This is a genomic window from Streptomyces sp. MGP-P1 (genome assembly GCF_057766565.1).
On sequence record NZ_JBYMEM010000007.1, the window covers coordinates 3,085,925 to 3,105,075 of the forward strand.

The 19,151-nt window shown below is 67.5% G+C and carries 14 protein-coding genes and 5 pseudogenes; 10 read left to right on the top strand and 9 right to left on the bottom strand.

Annotated elements, in window-relative coordinates:
• Positions 1-368: 368 nt before the first annotated feature.
• Positions 369-1,334: a hypothetical protein gene (locus AC3CH1_RS35535; RefSeq protein ID WP_488466644.1), complete on the bottom strand. Its 966-nt coding sequence runs from the start codon at positions 1,332-1,334 to the stop codon at positions 369-371.
• Between the two features lie 123 nt (positions 1,335-1,457).
• On the opposite strand from AC3CH1_RS35535, the gene AC3CH1_RS35540 reads away from it, so the two are divergent.
• From AC3CH1_RS35540 to AC3CH1_RS35550, 3 genes are all read left to right on the top strand, one after another.
• Positions 1,458-2,266, top strand: a protein-coding gene (locus tag AC3CH1_RS35540) for an IS5 family transposase (protein ID WP_488460925.1) whose coding sequence is annotated in 2 segments (ribosomal slippage) — positions 1,458-1,806 and positions 1,806-2,266 — 810 coding nt in all. Because the reading frame shifts where the segments join, the coding sequence is not laid out codon by codon here.
• A gap of 401 nt (positions 2,267-2,667) precedes the next feature.
• The gene (locus AC3CH1_RS35545) at positions 2,668-4,380 is read left to right on the top strand and encodes a UvrD-helicase domain-containing protein (protein WP_488466645.1); all 1,713 of its coding nucleotides are present in this window, start codon (positions 2,668-2,670) and stop codon (positions 4,378-4,380) included.
• A gap of 743 nt (positions 4,381-5,123) precedes the next feature.
• A complete protein-coding gene (locus AC3CH1_RS35550) occupies positions 5,124-6,383 on the top strand; it encodes a DUF6357 family protein (protein ID WP_488466646.1) in 1,260 nt (419 codons plus the stop codon).
• 557 nt (positions 6,384-6,940) lie between these two features.
• On the opposite strand, the gene AC3CH1_RS35555 is transcribed toward AC3CH1_RS35550, so the two are convergent.
• Entirely contained in the window at positions 6,941-7,303 is a 363-nt protein-coding gene (locus AC3CH1_RS35555; protein WP_488466647.1) for a helix-turn-helix transcriptional regulator, read from the bottom strand.
• Positions 7,304-7,417: 114 nt separating this feature from the next.
• On the opposite strand from AC3CH1_RS35555, the gene AC3CH1_RS35560 reads away from it, so the two are divergent.
• Together AC3CH1_RS35560 and AC3CH1_RS35565 are read left to right on the top strand one after the other, a co-directional pair.
• Complete coding sequence (locus AC3CH1_RS35560) at positions 7,418-7,822, top strand: STAS domain-containing protein (RefSeq protein WP_488466648.1); 405 nt, start codon at positions 7,418-7,420, stop codon at positions 7,820-7,822.
• A gap of 741 nt (positions 7,823-8,563) precedes the next feature.
• The gene (locus AC3CH1_RS35565; RefSeq protein ID WP_488466649.1) at positions 8,564-9,010 is read left to right on the top strand and encodes an ATP-binding protein; all 447 of its coding nucleotides are present in this window, start codon (positions 8,564-8,566) and stop codon (positions 9,008-9,010) included.
• 471 nt (positions 9,011-9,481) lie between these two features.
• Here the strand turns inward: AC3CH1_RS35565 and AC3CH1_RS35570 are convergent, their stop codons facing one another.
• Positions 9,482-9,826, bottom strand: a complete 345-nt coding sequence (locus AC3CH1_RS35570) for a hypothetical protein (protein ID WP_488466650.1) — start codon at positions 9,824-9,826, stop codon at positions 9,482-9,484.
• A 620-nt stretch (positions 9,827-10,446) separates the two neighbouring features.
• Between AC3CH1_RS35570 and AC3CH1_RS35575 the strand changes: the two genes are divergently transcribed.
• Positions 10,447-10,836, top strand: a complete 390-nt coding sequence (locus AC3CH1_RS35575) for a hypothetical protein (RefSeq protein WP_488466651.1) — start codon at positions 10,447-10,449, stop codon at positions 10,834-10,836.
• A 289-nt stretch (positions 10,837-11,125) separates the two neighbouring features.
• Here AC3CH1_RS35575 and AC3CH1_RS35580 read toward each other — a convergent pair whose 3' ends face one another.
• Positions 11,126-11,272: a hypothetical protein gene (locus tag AC3CH1_RS35580; RefSeq protein ID WP_488466652.1), complete on the bottom strand. Its 147-nt coding sequence runs from the start codon at positions 11,270-11,272 to the stop codon at positions 11,126-11,128.
• Between the two features lie 28 nt (positions 11,273-11,300).
• On the opposite strand from AC3CH1_RS35580, the pseudogene AC3CH1_RS35585 reads away from it, so the two are divergent.
• Positions 11,301-11,417: pseudogene (locus tag AC3CH1_RS35585) on the top strand (class F sortase); the annotation flags it as partial.
• Positions 11,418-11,445: 28 nt separating this feature from the next.
• Here AC3CH1_RS35585 and AC3CH1_RS35590 read toward each other — a convergent pair.
• The 3 genes and pseudogenes from AC3CH1_RS35590 to AC3CH1_RS35600 all read right to left on the bottom strand — a co-directional run bounded on the left by AC3CH1_RS35590 (position 11,446) and on the right by AC3CH1_RS35600 (position 14,427).
• Positions 11,446-12,840, bottom strand: a complete 1,395-nt coding sequence (locus tag AC3CH1_RS35590) for an eCIS core domain-containing protein (RefSeq protein WP_488466653.1) — start codon at positions 12,838-12,840, stop codon at positions 11,446-11,448.
• Positions 12,841-13,248: 408 nt separating this feature from the next.
• Positions 13,249-13,716 (bottom strand): annotated as a pseudogene (locus AC3CH1_RS35595) (transposase); the annotation flags it as partial.
• 135 nt (positions 13,717-13,851) lie between these two features.
• Positions 13,852-14,427, bottom strand: a complete 576-nt coding sequence (locus tag AC3CH1_RS35600) for a GNAT family N-acetyltransferase (RefSeq protein WP_488466654.1) — start codon at positions 14,425-14,427, stop codon at positions 13,852-13,854.
• 207 nt (positions 14,428-14,634) lie between these two features.
• On the opposite strand from AC3CH1_RS35600, the gene AC3CH1_RS35605 reads away from it, so the two are divergent.
• Positions 14,635-15,465: a hypothetical protein gene (locus tag AC3CH1_RS35605; RefSeq protein WP_488466655.1), complete on the top strand. Its 831-nt coding sequence runs from the start codon at positions 14,635-14,637 to the stop codon at positions 15,463-15,465.
• Between the two features lie 365 nt (positions 15,466-15,830).
• Here the strand turns inward: AC3CH1_RS35605 and AC3CH1_RS35610 are convergent.
• Positions 15,831-15,962: pseudogene (locus AC3CH1_RS35610) on the bottom strand (hypothetical protein); the annotation flags it as partial.
• Positions 15,963-16,363: 401 nt separating this feature from the next.
• Between AC3CH1_RS35610 and AC3CH1_RS35615 the strand changes: the two are divergent.
• Both AC3CH1_RS35615 and AC3CH1_RS35620 read left to right on the top strand, forming a co-directional pair.
• Positions 16,364-16,906, top strand: a complete 543-nt coding sequence (locus tag AC3CH1_RS35615) for a hypothetical protein (RefSeq protein WP_488466656.1) — start codon at positions 16,364-16,366, stop codon at positions 16,904-16,906.
• Between the two features lie 760 nt (positions 16,907-17,666).
• Positions 17,667-18,422 (top strand): annotated as a pseudogene (locus tag AC3CH1_RS35620) (transposase family protein).
• A gap of 150 nt (positions 18,423-18,572) precedes the next feature.
• Here the strand turns inward: AC3CH1_RS35620 and AC3CH1_RS35625 are convergent.
• Positions 18,573-19,145: pseudogene (locus AC3CH1_RS35625) on the bottom strand (GOLPH3/VPS74 family protein); the annotation flags it as partial.
• Between the last annotated feature and the right edge of the window lie 6 nt (positions 19,146-19,151).

Sequence of the window (19,151 nt, forward strand, 5' to 3'; positions counted from 1 at the left end):
GCGATGGCCCAGAAGGGCGGGGAGCCTTGCCCCGCTCCTTTGGCCAAGTGCTGTAAGTACGACATGCCGCTTCCCGTCCCATCCTTGCGGTAACTGACCGTGGCCGGGCAATCCGGTGCCCTGTCAACGCGTACCCCAGGAATTCGTCCAGCTTCGATGGCAAACGGTCCAGGTTCACTGGAGAGGACACCGGTGTCCTCTGACATCGAAGCTGGACCGTTTGTCGCTGAAGTCGAATCGAGGAAACGGCTGCCTGTGATTGGTCGCGATCGACGTCGGCCGGAAGAGCGATCATGGTCTTCGGCCTTGTGGTCTGCCCGGATGAGCCGTTGGAAGGCGGCGCCGGGCTGGGTGGTCGTGCTCGGCGGTCAGGCGGAAATGCAGGCTCTGTCCAGGACGGCGGCCATCTCTTCCTCGGGGAGCGCCGGGTTGGCGCCCGCGCTGGAGGCCAGTTCGGGGACGTGAAGTGCCTGGCGGAGCCGATGGAGCGGGAGGCGTGGGTCGCCGACCGCCGCCTGGCGCGTCCAGACCTCGGGGTCGTGGCTCAACTGTTCGATCAGCGCGGGTGTGGCGGCCGGGTCCCGGACGGCCAGGCGGCGGTATTTTCCATCGGGGTGGTGTGCGTAGCGGACGGCGAGGCCCTTGTGGGGGAAGCGGGGATGGGTCTCCGCCATCCAGGCGGAGAACGTGCCACCGAGTCGCGCGTACACCCTCATCAGGACTTCCTCCGGGGTATCGGGGTGGTGAATGCCCAGGCGGTTCTCCACCACCGGGTCCTCTGTGCGTGCGAGCAGCCGCAGAAGATCGGGCGACAGATGGGGGCTCCGAGCGGCGGCACGCTGGAGCAGCGGGTGGGCGGAGGTCGCGGCCCTGCGCAGCACCTCGGGGTCGGCGAGCCCGTCTCGTACCCACCGCACGGCGTCCCCCCTGTCCAGGTCCCCGACCGTGAAGTCGATCGCCATGCGCCGTGCCTCGTCCAGTTCCGGCCTGAGGGAGACCGCGAGCCGTACGGCCTCGTCGGGGTCGACAGCGAGCCGCTCCACGAGGTCGGCGGGGAACGACGGGTTCTCCGCGAGGGCGGTCAGATGTGCCCGTTCGGAGAAGCACTGCTCGGCGTCGGCACGGTGCAGAAGCCCTCGGCGCACCACCTCGGCGGCGTAGGCCGGATCGCGGAGGAGCTCCGCGGTGACGCGTGCGTCCCGTCGGCACTCCCACAGCGCGGCGGCCCGCCGCACCTCGGAGTCGGGGTCGGCCAGCAGAGCCGAGCGCTCGCCCGGCGTCAGGATCTCCCACGCACGCGCTGCGTTCCGGCGCGCCGCCGGATCATGGTGCATGGCCAGTGAGGCGAGGAACGACGACGTCGCTCAACCCCCGTACCTACCCCCGCTGGAGTTCTGAATGAGCGGGGCCGCGTCTTAGAAGCCATCTCATTTGGGCGACTCGGTATTCTGTGAGTCATGGTGGGGATCGTTGAGCGGTTGGTGCCGGACGAGTTGTGGGAGTTGTTCCAGCGGGTGGTGCCGGAGGCGCCGTCGCGGCCGCAGGGCGGTGGCCGGCGCCGGCACGGCGACCGGGAAGTGCTGGCGGCGATCGTCTTCGTGGCGACATCGGGTTGTACCTGGCAGCAGCTGCCTTCGGCGTCGTTCGGCCCGTCCGGCGCGACCGCCCACCGGCGGTTCTCGGAGTGGTCGAAGGCCAGGGTGTGGGCCAAGCTCCACCGCCTGGTCCTCGACGAACTGGGTGCCCGCGGCGAGCTGGACTGGTCGCGGTGCGCGATCGACTCGGTGAACATGCGAGCCCTGAAAAGGGGGACCTGACAGGTCCGAATCCTGTCGACCGGGGCAAGTACGGCTCGAAAATCCACCTGATCACGGAAAGGTCGGGTCTGCCCATATCCGTCGGCATCTCCGGCGCCAACCTGCACGACAGCCAGGCCCTGATCCCCCTCGTGAAGGGCATCCCGCCAATCCGCTCGCGCCGCGGCCGGCGACGGCGCAAGCCCGCCAAACTCCACGCCGACAAGGGCTACGACTACGCCCACCTGCGGCAATGGTTACGCGAACGCGGCATCACCCACCGCATCGCCCGCAAGGGAGTCGAGTCCTCGCAACGGCTGGGCCGCCATCGCTGGACCGTGGAGCGCACCATGGCCTGGCTCGCCGGCTGCCGCCGCCTCCACCGACGCTACGAACGCAAAGCCGACCACTTCCTAGCCTTCACCAGCATCGCCTGCACCCTCATCTGCTACCGCAGACTCACCAAATGAGATGGCGTCTTAGGACCCGACGCCAGTCCTCGACCGGCCACTCTTTTGGATACCTGTTTGCTATTCCAAACAGTCATTCCCCATGTAACTGCGGATTGTCAGTGCGCCGCGTCATGCTGCACCTGACCAGCGTCTGTTCGTTCTGCTGGTGCCCACCAGCAGAACGAACAGGCAGCAAACGCGCGAAGGGGACCACGCAGTGGAAGTGAAGGCGACCGAGGAGCAGGCAGCAGCACGAGATGCCTTCACCGCCGGCCGCGACCTGGCATTAGTGGCACAGGCGCCGGTACGGGGAAAACATCAACGCTGGTGATGATGGGTGCCGCGTCCCGCCGCCGCGCCATGTACATCGCGTTCAAAAGCCCATCGCGCTGGAAGCCAAGGCCCGGTTCGGTACCAACGTGCACTGCAGCACCTCGCACGGACTGGCCTACCGCGCAGTGGGAACCGGCTACCAGGCCCGCCTGGAAGCCACACGGCACATGCCGCTGTGGCGCACCGCGCAGCTCCTCAACCTGGACCGGGACCTGGCCGTCGGTCCCCGCCGTCTTAAGGCTACGACCCTGGCTCACCTCGTGATGGAAATGGTCAAGCACTTCTGCTACTCCACCGACGAACAGGTCATGGCGCGCCACCTGGGCACGGTCAACGGGCTCGACGACGCAGCTCAGCAGTACGTCGTGCAAGGACTGCTGCCCCGGGCCCGGTGGGCATGGGACGACATCTGCTCCGAGAACGGCACCCTTCCCTTCAAGCACGACCACTACCTGAAGATGTGGGCGCTCACCCGCCCCCGCCTGCGCGCCGACTACATCCTCCTGGACGAGGCGCAGGACACCAACCCGGTCCTTGAAGAGATCTTCCTCGCGCAACAGGCCCAGCGTGTCTGCGTCGGAGACCCCTCCCAGCAGATCTACGAATGGCGTCACGCCAAGGACATCATGAGCGGCTTCCCCGGCACGAGGATGGAGCTCACCCAGTCCTTCCGCTTCGGCCCTCCCATCGCGGAGGTCGCCAACCACTGGTTACGCGCGGCCACATCGAGCATGCAACTCACCGGCCTCGCCGCAGAACCGTCCGAGCTGACCGACGTGGACGTCCCCGACGCGGTTCTGTGCCGGGGCAACGCCGACGCCCCCGCCGAAGTCCTGCGCTTCCTGGACCGGAAGGCGCCTGTCGCCCTGGTCGGCGGAGGTAAGCCCCTGCTGAGCATCGCGAAGGCGGCCATCGACCTGCAGGCCGGCCGCCGCACCTCGCACCACGACCTCGCCCTCTTCTCCTCCTGGGGCGAGGTCCAGGAGTACGCGGAACAGGACTCCGCCGCCGCAGACCTCAAAGCGATCGTCGACATCGTCGACACCTACGGACCCCACCAGATCATCCGCACGGTCCAGCAGATGAGCGACGAACAACAAGCCCGCGTCGTCGTCTCCACCGTGCACAAGGCCAAGGGCCGCGAATGGAACCGCGTCCGCATCGGCCCCGGCTTCAGCCCGCCCGAGGACACCGGCGCCGTACACCCCGCCCTCGCGCGACTTGTCTACGTCGCGGTCACCCGGGCACGCACCCAACTCGACACCGTCGGCATCAAACGGCTCCAGACGCGCTTCACCACCGCGACCGCCCACATCACCCCCGAGGGGATCTCGTTGGCCCGGCTTCCCCTGACCGGCCAGCTCAAGTATTCACGCTCCCCGATGTCCACGTTCATGGCCCGGCACCTGCCATCCCCCGAACGCGTCATCGCCTCCTACATCCAGCACATCCAAGCCCTCCCGCACCCCGTACAGCCCCTGAACGAACGCCGCCCCGACTTCGCCGCCCTCGGCCACACCATCGACTACCGGCTACGCCTGAGCCTCGGCTCCGACCCGGCCCCGCCGCGCAGTCCGGCATCGACCTCATCGGCAGCAACCCCCCCCGGTCGAAGGAGCACCCAGCACCGCGGTGCGCACCAACCTCTACACGATCGGCAGCAACATCCTGGGCCGCCTCCGCGCCCACCTGACAGACCCCGATCGCCTCCTCGGCGACGAGGATCTCACCAGGCTCTGTTTCATCACCAGCTACTTCGAAGCCATCTACCGAAACGGCACCTTCCCCCGCAAACGTAACTTCCTCACCCTGGTCGACGCCCACACCACCATCAAAGGTCTGACTGATGCCGTACCGGCCTACGTCATCGAAGACATCGACGAGCAGATGAACCTCGCCGGGAAGCCATTCGCACCCCTGCGAGACCTCCCCGCCCACCAACGGGTCTGCGGGCCGACGTTCACCGGCAGCACCGACGTCAAGGCTGACGCAGACTTCATCACCGGCGGCTTCCTCATCGACTGCAAAGCCGTCACCCGACCCCGCCGCCTCGGCAGAGAAGAAGTACAGCAACTCGCCGGCTACCTCCTCCTCGACTACGACGACCACTACGGCATCGACGACATCGGCTTCTACCTCGCCCGGCAAGGCTCCCTGGTCCGCTGGAACGTCCCGGACTTCCACAACGCGCTCGGCGCCCGCACCACACTCCCGAACCTGAGAACCGCGCTACGCAAACACCTACGCGGCCCCGCCCTCTCCGGCAGGAAGGGCTGACTGGGCTTCGCTGCGACTCTGCAGAGCTACTACCAGAGAGGGAACTATGCGCTGCCCTCAGCCGCAAGATCACGATCTACGACTGGAGCTAAGTGGCCCGGAGTAACCGCCCGGTACCTCCGTGGAGTTTTGAGTGAAGGCCGCTTTCGCGTACGGCGGCTAGCGACCCGAGTGATCAAGTACGACGCACCGCAAGTACGACGACCGTTCGACGGCGCACGTCGGAGATCAAGTCCGGGGCTGTCCGGTGGGGAAGACTGAGTCCATGACAGATATCGTTTTCACGCGCTGGAGCGGCTGGATCCCGAAGGTGATCCGCGAGGGCGGCGAGCTGAAGCTGATGCTCGGTGCCGGGGCCGATGCCAACCATGACCCTCGTACGTTCACGTTCCCGATCGGTGAAGCCCATCTTGCGGTGATCCGGGAGGACCTGGGCAGACACCTGCTGTTGTGGAGTACGGTCCTTCCCCTGTGCGACGCCGCAGGAACCGGGGGCCCGCTCGACGAGGACGCCGCGGTCGCGCTCCTGGACCCGGTCCTGCTCGGCGCGCCGGTGGATGTGGAGGCGCTCTTCCAGCGTATCCAGTGGGACAGGGGCCGGCTCATCGCCCATGGAGCCGACATCGATCTGCTCGAACGCGGTCAGGTCTGCGCGGCGGTGCGCGCGGTGACGGAGACGTCCGACGGGAAACGAGCGCAGAAGCACCACGCGGACCGCCGTCGCGCCGAGCGCGGAATAGTGCTGGGTCCGCTCGACGCCGCGATACTCACCTACACGGGCCAGTACCTCTACGGTGCGACGGTTCCCAAGCGGATACCCGATGCCGTCGATCCCGCACTGCTGGGGAAGGTCATGCGTGTGATCGCCACCGCGGAGCAGGCGTGCGCCGGGATGCGGATAAGCCGTGACCCGCGAGGGGGAAAGCGCGCCACGGACAAACGCGACTGGAAGAGGATGGCGGCGGCAGTCGAGGCGGCCGTGCGCCGTGCACACCCCGAGCTCGTCGATGACGCGGTGGCTACCGTGAGCTTTCTGATGTGCTCGGAGGCCGCGGACCGCGCCAGGAACACCCCCATGCAGGACGACGAGGAGACCGCCGGCACCCACGCCGGCTTCGGTGGGAGTGCCAGGAAGACAGCCCTGTCGTTCACCGACGACAAGGGTGCCGAGAAGAAGTGGCTCCACGACCATCCCCGCACTGCCACCGCGGAGTTCTGGGAGTTCGTCGGCGACTGTTCCGCCGGGAACAACCAGGTGTTCACCATCGAGGACGAGGAGATGGGCGAGGGGATCCAGCTCCAGTTCCGCACCGACTCCATCGCCCGGATAACGACCGCGCGCGAGACCGAAGACGTATCGGAGCCGGAGTACCTGGTCGAGTACGGCCGGGCCGACGGGATCAGCGAGTACCGGAAGCTGGTGGCCGCCTTCGTCCGGGGCGGCTGCGCCGCACTCGAAGAGCACGGCCCCTGGATATCGGACCTGGCCGAGTTCGAGCGCGGACGCCGGCGCGACGCCGAATAAACTCGACCAGGCCCCGCCCACAGGCTCCCGCGTTTCCACTACCGCAGTCGGAGACACAGCACCGCCGAAGCAGCCCGCCCCCGCCCAACAAGGACGCGGCAGGTAGGAGGCGGGCGCCGCGGCCCCGCCCCTGTGGTGAACAAGGTCGGGCGGGAGCCAGGAGGCGTCGGTCACAGGTCGTCAGGCCGTGAGCCCCGCACCGGTCTCTTTCTGACGGGGCTCAGAGCGGGTCGGGCCGTCGCCGGGACGAGGATGCCGAGCATCAGGATGATGCCGCTGCGCAGGCCGAGCAGCGGCCCTTCGCCATGGAGGGATTGCGGCGAGTGTGGCCCGGTGGTGTCCTTCAGGAGCCGACGATCCGTCAGCGCACAGAAGCGCAGTCGACCTGGCCCTCATCCGTCTGCGCGTCACGCAGGTCCGCGCCGCTCAGGTTCGTGTTGCGCAGTTACGTCATGCGCAGATCTGTTTGTCCCAGCTCCGCTCTGCCCAGCAATCCGCGCTGCCCAGCTCCGCGTCGCTCAACGGGCCGGGGGAAACTTGGCCCGGGCGGTCCTGCGCTACCTCGCGGCGGTGATGTCCACCGGGTGCTGCTCGTGGGTGCTCGGTGTGCCGGTGCGTTCGGTCTCGTCCTGGACGAGCAGGGAGAGCAGGGAGGCTACGGGCAGGCCGGCTTCGGCGGGATGACGCAGCACTTTGTCCGGGCCGATGCGGTAGGTGTTGGTGCGTCCTTCACGGGTGTGTGAGAGGTATCCGTCCTGTTCCAGGTCGGAGATGATGCGCGACACGGCGCGCTCGGTGAGTCGGCAGTGGGCGGCGATCTCGCGGATGCGGATGTTGGGGTTGTCGGCGATGGCTGCCAGCACGCGGGCGTGGCTGGTGATGAACGTCCATCCGGTGTGGGACTCAGGTACAGCGGCCATGGAGACCATTTTAGGGGACGTGGGTTGCCGGAAGCATGTTGCATGACATATTTTTCCGGTAACCGATGACGTGTTCCCGTGTTCCCCTACGGGAGAAGCCGGAAGGAGCCCGAGGTGTTCTGGAACGAGGCCGCCGCATCGACGCGCACGAGCAGCGCCAGCGGGACGCTGGCTCCGGAGCTGAACACCGTGGACGCTTCGTACGGTTGCGCACCTCGGCAGTACGAGTACCGCGGGGTCCGGGTGATCGACGCGTCCGGCGAGTACGACCTGGGCTCGATCGCGCCGCTCCGGGAGGCGCTGCAGGCCGCGGCGAGGAAGTACCCGAAGGTCGTCCTCGATGCCTCCGCCGTCACCTTCGCCGACTCGGCGTTCCTGAACCTGCTGATCCTCACCCACCAGACGGCATCGCTGCGCATCGTCGCACCCTCACAACAGGTACGGCGCCTTTTCGGGATCTCCGGCGTCGACAGCGTCCTGGAGATCCGCCAGACGATCGAGGAAGCGACCGCCTGGTAACCCAGCGCGCTCCGGCGGCATCACACAGGGCCTACCGGTAGACGATTCACCGCACTGTGCGCACCACGAAGCCCAGCAACCGATCTCCGCACCGCACGCGAAGCGCACCTGCCGGAATCATGCGCACCGCCGACCGACGGCCGCGGGCAGCGGCCCTGTGGGCGTTCACCTGCACCGCTCCGGCCGGCCGGGTGTTCGGGGCTGTGGAGACGATTGCGGTGGTGAGCCCCGGGCTGGTGCCCTGCCGGAGGGCCGTCCGGCGGAACCCTGTGGGGCGCCCTGGGGCTCTTCCCCCGCTTACCCGCCACCCTGAGGTCTAGACCCTTCTCCGTCGGTGGTGGTCTCCCGGTTCCCGGGCAGGGGTTCCGGAGGGCGTGCCGTGACGGCCTCCGCCCCCGCGTCTTCACCACCGCAGCCCGCTCCCGCTCCACCACCACTCGGACACCGCGCCGCCGAAGCAGCCCGCCCCCGCCGGATTTGCCGCGCCTGTCACCACCCCCGCGCCACGACGCGGTCCCGGACGAGCGGGCCCGCCTCTTCGTCAACAGCCCCGCCGACATGCTCAACCTCGTGGGGCTTGGTTGAGCATGTCGGCGTTCCCATGGCGACCGGGTCCGGGGCACCGCGCCTGAACGCGGCTTGGAGCAGGTCGGACGTCATCTTCCCGTGGGCGGGTAGGAGAGGTGGCGGAAGACGACGAACGACTCTGGCTCCCTTGATGAACGAATGAGAGGCACCGGCGTGGCTGATTCGGAGATGAGAGCGGTGGGCTGGGCGCAGTCTTTCCCCATGTCCCAAGGGGCGCGGGCCGGGCGCCGCTGGACGCGGGAGCATATCGACTCGCTGGAATGGGCGCAGAACGCACCCGACTTGGTGGACTCGGTGCTTCTGACCGTGACCGAGCTCATTACGAACGCGCACAAGCACGCTCGTAGCGATGCCCAGCTCGTCCTGACCTGGGACAGTACCTGCCTCCACGTCAGCGTTCACGACGCCAGCCCGAACCCGCCGGCCCCGGCCGACCGGGGCCTTCACGCGACCGGCGGCCGGGGTCTCACGATCGTCGCGGCACTGTCCGACAGCTGGGAACACCATCCACAACGAGACGGCAAGACCGTGACCGCCTGCTTCGTCCCGCCTGGATACCCCGCACCGGATCACCTTCTCAACCCCGACGGCACCACCTGACCAGCAGCGCACTGCCCCCACGCAACGCCAAAGACACGGACGGTAGACCCGCTCGCACGCTATTACGACGTACCAACCCTGACATCCCGTCAGAAGTGCTCCCGGGCTTCCGACGGTACGCTCCCCTCACGCCCGTGCAGGTGTGGAGCGCACAGGGGCAGGCCCCAGTCTCCCGGAGTACGGCCGGAGCTGAAACCGGCCTGGTGCCGCCCCCCGGTGCCGGCTGCTGACCCTCACTGCCGCGCCGGGTCGTGTTCTCGCTCTGGTGGCTGAGGGAACGGGTTCTGCGCAGCGCTGCCTCAGCACCTGGCGAGACGACGGTCGGCGCCTCGTGAGAATGCCCAGCACAGCAACACGAGAATCAGCAGCCGGGCTCCTGCAACTCGACTTGCCGGATCACGTGCCCATCGGTGTCCAGCTCGAAGTAGAAGCAGACGGCCTCCTCGTCCCAGAAGCAGCGAAGCCGGCGCGTCACTGGTTCTCCATGTCGATGGGATCGTTGTGCCAGTGCCGGCCGGCGGTGCCGTCGTCGTGGATGTTCAGCATGAACTCGGCGACGGGATTCCCGTCAGGAAACGTCAGGGTGAGCGCACTGCGGATCCGGAAGTAGCACTCGTCGATCTGTTCCCATGCCTCTTCGTCGACGGCCCGCTCCTGCTCCGCGAACAGCGGACGGAACTCTTCGAAGCCGGGAAGTGTCTCGACGCCGGCGTGCATCCAGGGCCAATCGGCACCGGTCACCGCCAGCCGGGCAACCTCATGGTCGCCGCGGTAGAGCCGCCAGACACTGCCGGTGGCCCGATTCGGGTTGCTCATCTCGCAATGGTGGCGATCACCACTGACATTGCGATACCCATCGTGTCCCTCAACGGCCGCCGGACCTCGACCCCATCCTCCACCCAGGTCACAGCGAAGCCCGCCACCTCCAGCGGGGCGTCATCGGAAAGCGCACGCGTCCGGTGAGACCGGACAGACACCAGCACCAACGGACCAGATCATCTGAGACGACGAGCGAATCGGACCAGATCATCTGAGACAGGGACCAGATCGTTTGAGACGGGACACCGGGAACCCCTGGCGCAGCGCGCGGCTGACCTGTGACAGCGAAGTTGGACGGATTGCCACCGAAGTTGAACCAACGCTGTTTAGCGACGCGAAAGTTGGACCGATTAGGGTTGGTACATACGGTGCGGGTGCCTCGCTGGGGTATTTCGTGGGGTTTTGGTATGGGATCGTGTGGCCGCTGGCTTCTACCGTCGCGGGTGACGAGCCCGCCGAGGTGCGCGGGCGTTGAAACAAGAGTGGGCGGAAGCGGTGCCGTCGTTGATGGCCGCGTTGCAGGCCGGAGCGGACAAGGCCCAGATGCGGGCCGGGCAGGACTGCGGGCCCACTGGATTTCCGGGCGGTCAGGCCGTCATGCTAACTAGGATTGACCCATGACTAGTCGCCGTCAGCTGATACTTCGCCTGGCACTGCCCCTACCCCTGCTGTTGGCGTCCACGCTCTCCGTGGCGGCCTGCAGCTCGACGCCCTCCAAGGCCACGGTGGCGGCGCGCGAGTTTGCCAAGTCCGCTTGCGCCTCCCTGCAGCAGCTGACCGACCAACTCGCCCGTCCCCGGCCGTCGAATCTGACCGACCCCTACTACCAGACCGCCGAGCAGTACCTGAACACGGCGACCAACCGCGCCGCTGACGCGGCCCAACAAGACCACGGCTACCAGAAGTTCGCCGATACCCTGCACCGGGCGGCCGAGACCTGGCAGGTCACCTTCACGCTGGACGAGGCCGAGCCGCTGATTCAGCAGGCGCGGAAGGAGAAGTGCTGACGCTCTCGACGTGAACCTGGTCGGGTACAGATTTTCTGGGTGCGCCTGTTCGTCCTGGCTGACAGTTCGCTGTCCGTTGGGAGTGCTTCGAACCGCTGGCGGAGGTCGGCGGCCACGCACCGTGTGTGGCCGGTGAGCTGGAGGCCGATCTGCGCACAGTCCGCCGCCCGCACACCGACCGGGTTCGGACCCCAAGCCAGAACGGCGGCGGCGAGCGCGAGGTGGGGTTCACGGTCCAGCGGCAGCCCGCATGTCACCGCACCCGAAGGGTCGTACACCACAGTGCCCCTCATGCCCTCAACTCCGCCGGTTCCAGGCCTGCCTGGAGTTCGGTGGGATCGGTCGCGACGACGAACAGCCCCTGCTCCAGCAGCCAGGAGCGTTCCCCATCCCAGTCCGCCGCACGGTAGGCGACGTGCGCGAAGGAGGGGACCACTACCCCATGGACCAAGCGACCGGTTGCCGCCGCCCCCCGCCCCGAACTCCGGGTCATCACCTGCGGGGGCGGCTACTCCAAGTCCACCGGCTACCAGGGCAACGTGGTGGTCTTCGCCCACCTGACGGGCAGCCGGGCGATGTGACGGCTCCCCGGCGGCCCATAGCCCCGGCCTACTTGCGCCGGGTGCGGCGGCTTCGCTCCATGATGCTGTTGATGATTTGGGTGTGGCGGCCCTTGAGGGCGGCGACCGGGACGACGACCTTCCGGTAGTTCTCGGCGTTGGAGCTTCGCTCCGGGATGCTCATCTCGTCGTGCCAGCGCAGGTTCTGCGGACCGGCCTCGATGTGCTTCTTGCCGGGAACCGTCTGGAGAAGGACGCGGGAACCCGGCTTGTTCGGGACGGGCAGTTCGATCCAGAAGTGCTCCGGGACGGCCATGGTGCCGTCGGTCGTGTACTGACAGATGATCCACCCGGCCGGGTTGTCGTCGGCGATCTCCAGGCCATGGGCCTGGACGAACGTCCGGACCCCTTCTTCGACGAAGCCATCGACCGTCGCCTGGTCGTGCTTCTTGTCGATATCGGTGAGATCGAACACCATGCCCGCGGCAGCGATTCTGTCGCGCAGTCCGTCGAGGTCGCTCCTGACCGCGGGCTCCAGTTGATCGATCTCCTCTACGTCCCCGCTCTCACGCATGCCGATCAGGTAGTCCCAGTACTGGCCCCGGTCGAGGCCCCCGGACTGCTCGGCGGCCCGCACCGCCCATTCCCAGCAGGCGATGCCCTCATCCGACTTGGGAATCTCCAGGCCCCTCCCGCCGCCGTCCTCTTCCTTGTACGGCCCCCACCCGGAAGGCTCGGCGATGTAGTTGACCGCATCGGAGATGTCGCCCTCGGCACTCTCGTCACGGTTGCGCTTCATCCGCTGCACGGCGGCTGCACCGTCGCCGCCGGACGCCTCGCCGTGCTCGTGGGCGCCGTGTCCGGCGTGGCCGTTATGAGCCGGGGCCGGACCGCGCAGCGCGCGCCGGGCATTGGCCTCGGCCGCCCGTTCGAAGCGGTCACCGGGGTCGGAGATGGACAGGCCGGCACCGTTGTCGGTGCCCGCGACGGGGCCCTTGCGCTGCTGGATGACGTGGGTGAGCTCATGGGCGAGGGTGTGTCGGTCGCCACCTCCGTCGCCAAGGACGACGTGGTTGCCGGAGGTGTAGGCGCGGGCACCGATCTCGGCGGCCGAGCGGCGTGCCTGGCTGCCGGTGTGCAGCCGTACGCCGGAGAAGTCGGCGCCGAGCCGGCCCTCCATGTCGGAGCGGGTCGTGGCGTCCAGCGGCCGGCCGTTGCCGCTGAGCACGCTGCGCACCTTCGACCGCTGCACCGGGGCCTCGTCCTCCTCCTGCGCCCCGGGATGCCCGGCCCTGCGCAGCAGATACACCACGGCGTCATTGCCGACGGCCCGCTGCAGGCCGAGCAGCCCGGCCGGGGGCCCGCCTCGCTCGGCACGCCGCGGGGCTGAGGCCGGCGAGGCAGCGGATTCCCGCTCGGTGTCCCGGCTGCTGTGTGACCGCACGCTGACTCCTCCTTTTCCAGGGGATCAGAACCCTGTCTACCAGGACCCCGACACCGGGTACGAGGGTCGCGGGGGCAGACTTCCCTGCCCGGGGAGGCAACTGAACAGGGCTTGCTCGCCTTCGTGCTCACACCCGGCCAGGCCGGCGACGCACCCGCGTTCACCCAGGTCATGTCCCGCGGCGGCCGTCCATCGGCCTTCGACCCGACGCGGAGAGGGCCACCGCCCAGGCCCTGCGCCTGCTCGGCCCCTCCATGCACCGCAACCGCGCCTACTACAGCGTCCAGCTCGCCCAGCTCCAGCTGGCCCAGGGCGACACCACCAGCGCCAAGGCGACCGCCACGGCGGTCGAGACCACGGCGGTCAACAGCCCCCGCATCGCCCAGCGCCTCGCCACCCGCCACCGCCTAGGAACGCGGACCAGGAGGTGCGGCTGCTCTCCAGCGCGACGACGACCGAGTACGGCCAGCCGGGTATCATCTGGTGCTTCGCGTTGCCGCGACCATAAGTGTGGCAGAACGAGGGGTCCGGCACGGTCCCCGCATCCGGCCGAAGCCACGGAGAAACGTTCACCGCCAACACCAGCCAGCCGTCAGCGGCCCTCGGCAGCGGCACTCCGGCCAGGGCCCGCCGCAGCCGGGCGACGTTCACCCGTCCGCGGTTGAGACCGGCATAAAGGGCGCCGCGGCCCCGTCGGTGCTCGGGCGCCAGCGCCAGATCGACGAGCGACCGCACCGGCCCGTCCGTGCACAGCACCGCGTCCGTCAGCTCGAACAACGCGTCCGCGCGGGCGGTCAGGCAGTCGTAGAAGTCGGTCCGGAACCGGGATAACACGATCAGGGACTCGACGCGAACAGCGTCGTGCAGCAGACTCACCCTCGCGGCCTTGGCATGATCAACAGCGTCTCGACAACGCACGTGATCACACCAAGGCCGCACCCCTGTCACACCGGCGTCAGCGGTCGTCCGACACTCAACTGGCTCTTCTGAGAAGGGCGTTCAACCAGCAGCTCACGGGTTCATGGAGAAGCGTCGGCAGACATGGATGCGGGTGAACTCGGCTTGGAGCGCGTCCTGCTGGTCCAGGGTGGCGTGCGAGAAGGAACTCATGGGGCGCATGCCGGGGCGGCGGGAGCCGATGGCCCGGTCGGGCTCGTCACGGTCATCGCGATAGTCGGCGTGCACGTGCAGGTAGTGGTCGCTTTCGGCGAAGCCGACGGCCCGGTACCAGGCGAGGGCGCCGGGGTCGTCGCGGGTCCAGGCGTCGAGGGTGGACAGGCCCAGGGCGCGGACGCGGGCACGGGTGTGGTTCAGCAGACGGCTGCCGAGTCCATGGCGCTGGTGATCCGGGTGGACTGCGACGGTGTCGATGGTGGCCAGATCGCCCTCGATGGTGGTGTCCATGATGCCGACAACGGTGCCGTCCGGGGTGACGGCGACCAGGTCGAGCCCGGGGCGCGGCGCGGCGGCGACCGGCTTGGCGGGTAGGACGTTGTCGAAGTAGGGGGTGGTCAGGAAGGAGAGCACACGGCAGCGGAGCCAGGAGCGCTCATCGGCAGCGGTGAACTCGCGGATCTTGTGGGTCATTGTGGTGGTCCTCACGGGGGTTCACGGCCGTGACAGCGGTGCGGAGTCGGCGCGTGGCGCCCTGCGAGGTGTTCACCCCGGGATTGTCGGGCCGGTGCCCGGTGATGGCAAACCGATTTTGGACGTAGTGCGGGTGCTGTCCTGTGACGCCGGCGAGGTAGACCAGCGACCGATCGACCACAACCGGTACCGAACCCGAGGAACCGGTTGAACAACAAGCTAAGGGAGGGACGACCGTACGTGGAACAGAGTGGTGAAGTGCAACGGCCAGCCAACGAAGATGCGGGCGCAGGCGTTCAGGGGGCGGAAAGAGAAGTCGCCCCGGGCTCGGCGACGCGGCAGGAGAGTGAAACTGAATTTGTCTCAGAGCTGGCTGCAGTGGGGGAATCCCAGGCTCAGGAGCCTGGCCGCGTCACCTCTCAGGGGAGCGCAGGAGGCCAGAGCAGAAGCATCGAGCACAGGATGCTGAAGCTGTCAGCGTTGGGAACATTTTTTGCCGGAATTGCCGCCGCAATAGGTCTGCTGTTCTCGGCGTGGACTATCCATTCCCAAACGCAGCAACAGCTTGCAGATTCAGAAACAAAAGATCGTTCCCAGGCGGTGAGACTCAATGCCTGGATGTCTACTCCGATTCCGGGCACATCAACAGATCCAATAATAGTAGTTGTAGAGAATACGTCCAGTGAACCTATCTACAACGTCAACGTCACTGCCACGCAATATCTAATCGGCAAAGATCCCGGACCAAGGGTCCGGAAGTTCCTTTGGGGAACGATTTCTCCATGCTCGCGACTTGCGCTCGATATGGCGAAGTTTGAAAAGGATAGCGCTAGCGGTGGCAAACCGATTTGGCAGCTTGACGGTCTTACCGTGCGTTTTTCCGACGCGAACGGTGTGGCGTGGTTCCGTGACGCCGGTATTTCAGTGTACGGACGTGCGCAACCTAAACTGGTGCGCGTTGATGCGCCCAAGAGGAATCTAACCTGGACTTATTGGCCAGGTGAATTCGTGATAACACCCGCCTCCAACTGCGGATGACCAATGTCGGGGCGCCCTCGACGACGGGCCCGGGGCGGGCGTTCGGTATCCGGCGCCACACGTCGGCCGCCCGCCCCGGCCTCGCCACCCTTCCACCTCACCGCGCCCGCCGGGCGAATGGGCGCGGTGAGGTGGAAGTGGATGAAAACTGGTGGGTGAGGGCGGTAGCGTCGCAGGTCATGAAGGGTGCTCCCGGCGCGTGCGGGGGTGGTCCCCAGCCGTTGCACTCGGCGCACACGAGCAGCAGGTGGTGCTTCCCGCGCTTGCGGGGCTGGTCCCGCGAATGCGGCGTTCATGATCGTGCTGACCGTGTGGTCCCCGCGCGGGCGGGGGTGGTGGTCGGGTGAGGTGTGGCTGGCGGGTTCCTACGGGGCGAGCTCGGTCCCGGCGGCGGCGATCGCCCCTTCCTGGGCTTCCTGGAGCGCGGCGGGTCTGTTGACCGCCCGCATGTCGTACGCCGTCTGTACGGCGCACTGCGCCAGCTCGGGCAGCAGGAGACGTACTCGTAGGAGTGAAGCTGTCGCCGCGGATCGCGTCGCATGGTTCTCCGCATGCGCGCCGCATCAAGGACGCGGTGACCCCCGCACCCGATCAGGCCGGATGTCTGCGCCCCGTGCGGTAGGGGGCCTGTACCAAGAGGACGCCGCCCGGCGGACCGGGGCGCGGGCGGGGCGGTGGTGGCACGGTCCAGGCGCTCCGCCCGCGAGTGGGGCACACTGCCGCTCGTTGGAGGAGGGCATGAGTGGCGGGTTACTTGTCCACTTCTAGTGTGGACCCGGATGACCTTATGGCGGTTGGATTATGCACACGGGATCGCCACTTCAATTATTTGGAGTCAATCGTGCGAGTTCTCTCAAGATTTTCCGTTCCGACACTTGCCGCACTGACGCTCTTCGGGATGTCTTCGGCAGCGCAGGCGGCCGACACGCCCGCACCGCTGACGCGGGAAGTGGTCAAGGTGGCCAAGCTGACCCCGGAGCAATTGCAGCAGGCGAACGCAGCGGGCGCGCAGCGAAGCGAAGCAGCCGAGGGCCGGGCCGTGTGCTTCCAGGCGCATGTCCGGAACCAGGGGTGGTCGGCCACGCTCTGCACAGACGGCAGTCCGGGCTACACCGGCACCGTGGGCCAGAACAAGCCGATCGACAGGATCAAGTTCTACGTCGGGACGACCGGCGCCATGAACTTCAACGTGCAGGCGCACTGGGCGGAAACTGGCACCGGCCCCGAGCGCCACATAGCGCCCGGCAACAGCTTCGAATTCTCACACGCCGGCGGTCAGCCGATCCAGGCGCTGCGCTTCAGGAGCACCAACGAGTCCATAAAAGCCGCCGCGCACGTGCAGGACGTGGGCTGGAAGGGCACAGACCTATGGTCGTACGACCAGTGGATCGGGAGCATCGGTGAGAACCGCTGGATGGAAGCGTTCTGGATAGCCATCTGAAAAAGAGGCGCGCGCGGGTGCCCGACCCGAATGACTCGGGCACCCGCGCGCCGCGGCAGCAGGGGGCACCCGCGCGGCAAACACGCTCATACCGATTGCTTCACTGCCGTGCGGACGGCAGCATGAGCCAGCGCGGCCCGGCAGTCGGGGGTATAAGCCCCGCACAGGACCCATTGCTCCGGGCGACGCACTGGGGAGCGTGGCGCAAGGCATGGCAGCCTTCAGAAGCTCATCCGGCGAGTGCGGCCCCGGCGGCGACCAGATCGTCAGAGGCCTGGAGCGCCTGCCCCCGCGCCTCTTGGAGCGCGGCGGCGGGGCTTGTCGGCGGCCCGGATGCCGTACGCGGCCTCTGCGGCGTGCTGCGCCGCTTCGGCCAGCTCGGGTGGGGGGATGATCTAGGAGCTCCTGGACGCGGAGATGTCCGTGCTCGGGGCGATGCTCCTGGACGAGTCCGCGATCGCGGACGTCACCGAATGTCACCCCGGCCCCTGACGGCCTCTTCTCGCTGGCTGGGCGTGTGTGCGCGGGCCGCCCACCGGCCCGGCACTCGAACGCTTGGCGGAGCCAGCTCTCACCGTTTCTGGTGGGGCCGCTGGGCTCCGTCGCAGAGAGTTCAGCGAAACCGTTGCCCCAGGCGGTCAGCAATGAGCCCTTTCCAACCTGACGCTGTGCGCCGTTGGTTGGCGGGTTAGGCGAAGTGGTGAAGCTCCTGGTAGACGGGTTCACGACCAAGATCACCCGTGCCGACCAAGAGCTTCACGTGCTTGTCTACCCATCGGCGATCGATCTGTCCAGTGGCCATCTGCGCCACCTCGCCGGGCACCTGGCTGCGCGCCGTCGTGAGATCGGCACCCGGTGGCGGCACATCACGCCGGGCCGCCAGGCCCTCCTGGTTCTGGCGCATCTGCGCTGCCGTGACACCTACGCCCAGCGCGCCACCGGGTTCGGCATCGGGGTCGCGACGGTCTACCGCTATGTCCGCGAGGCGTTAGAAGTCCTGGCCACGCTCGCTCCCAGCCTGGCCCAGGCCATGCGGACCGCGAACCGCCTGGCTTTTGTGCTCCTCGACGGCACCCTGCTGCCGATCAACCGAATCGCCGCCGACACCCCGTACTACTCCGGCAAACACAAACGTCACGGCATGAACGTCCAGGTTCTCACCGACCCGTTCGGCCGCCTGCTGTGGGCTTCGCCCGCGCTGCCCGGCTCCACCCACGACCTGACTGCGGCCCGCACTCACGGGATCGTCGAAGCTCTCGCCGCTGCCGAACTCAAGTGCTGAGCGGACAAGGCATACCAAGGCGCCGGCTCCCCGGTCCGGGTGCCCTTCGACGGCCGTCGCCTCAAGCAGCGGCAGCGCCGGCACAACAGCACGCACGCCAAGATCCGCCGCCTCGGCGAGCAGGCCATGGCCCCCCTGGAGGGCTGGCGACTGCTACGGAAGCTCCGCTGCAGCACAAACCGGATCACCGACGTGGTGAAGGCCGTTCTCGTCCTTCACCACGCGACAGCGTGAGGTTGGAAAACCCTCATTGGTTGATCCCTTGGGCAGCCGGTCCTTTGCGACAACGAGGCTGCTGATGCCCGTGCGGGTGCAGCCTGCCCGGATCGGCAGGCCACAGCCGACCGTGTGGCCCCTGCCCGTAGTGCGCCCGGCGCCGGGCGGTCAGCTGCCGACGATGGCTGATGTGATCACGGTAGTGGTGACAATCGCTGTCAGCGCCTGCTGAGCGGCTTGAATGACCTGCCGAACAGCGGGCGCCGCCCACTGCCCCTGCGCGATCACTGCCATTCTGGCTTCGACGAGGGGCTTGTCAGCGGCAGGGAAGGCCAGCTTGGCCAGTCCTGCGCCATGCAGGAGAGCGATCAGGCCCACCGTCTGCTCCTGCGGTTCTTCGCCGTGCAGCACAGCAGGTTCAAGTCGCTCCAGGACGGCCACCTCGCCTGAGCTGTCGGCCTCGGGGTAGCGGTGCACCGGGAAGAGCCCCAAGACCTTCTTGGTCTCCTCGCGGACCAGGCCCTTGTCCACCAGGCCCTTGCTCGCTGCGGCGACCGCGTCCTTCTTCAGGTACTCAATCCAGTCAGCGATCTTGCCAGGCTTCTTGCAGTCCGCTATGGCGCTGAGTGCGTCGTCCAGGATCGGGAGGCCGACCGGCATGGAGTCAGTCACCGAAACGATGTCGCCGTCCACGGCGATTCGGCCTGCGATTGCGAGCTCCACCAGGGACGCCCCGCGATAGCCGCA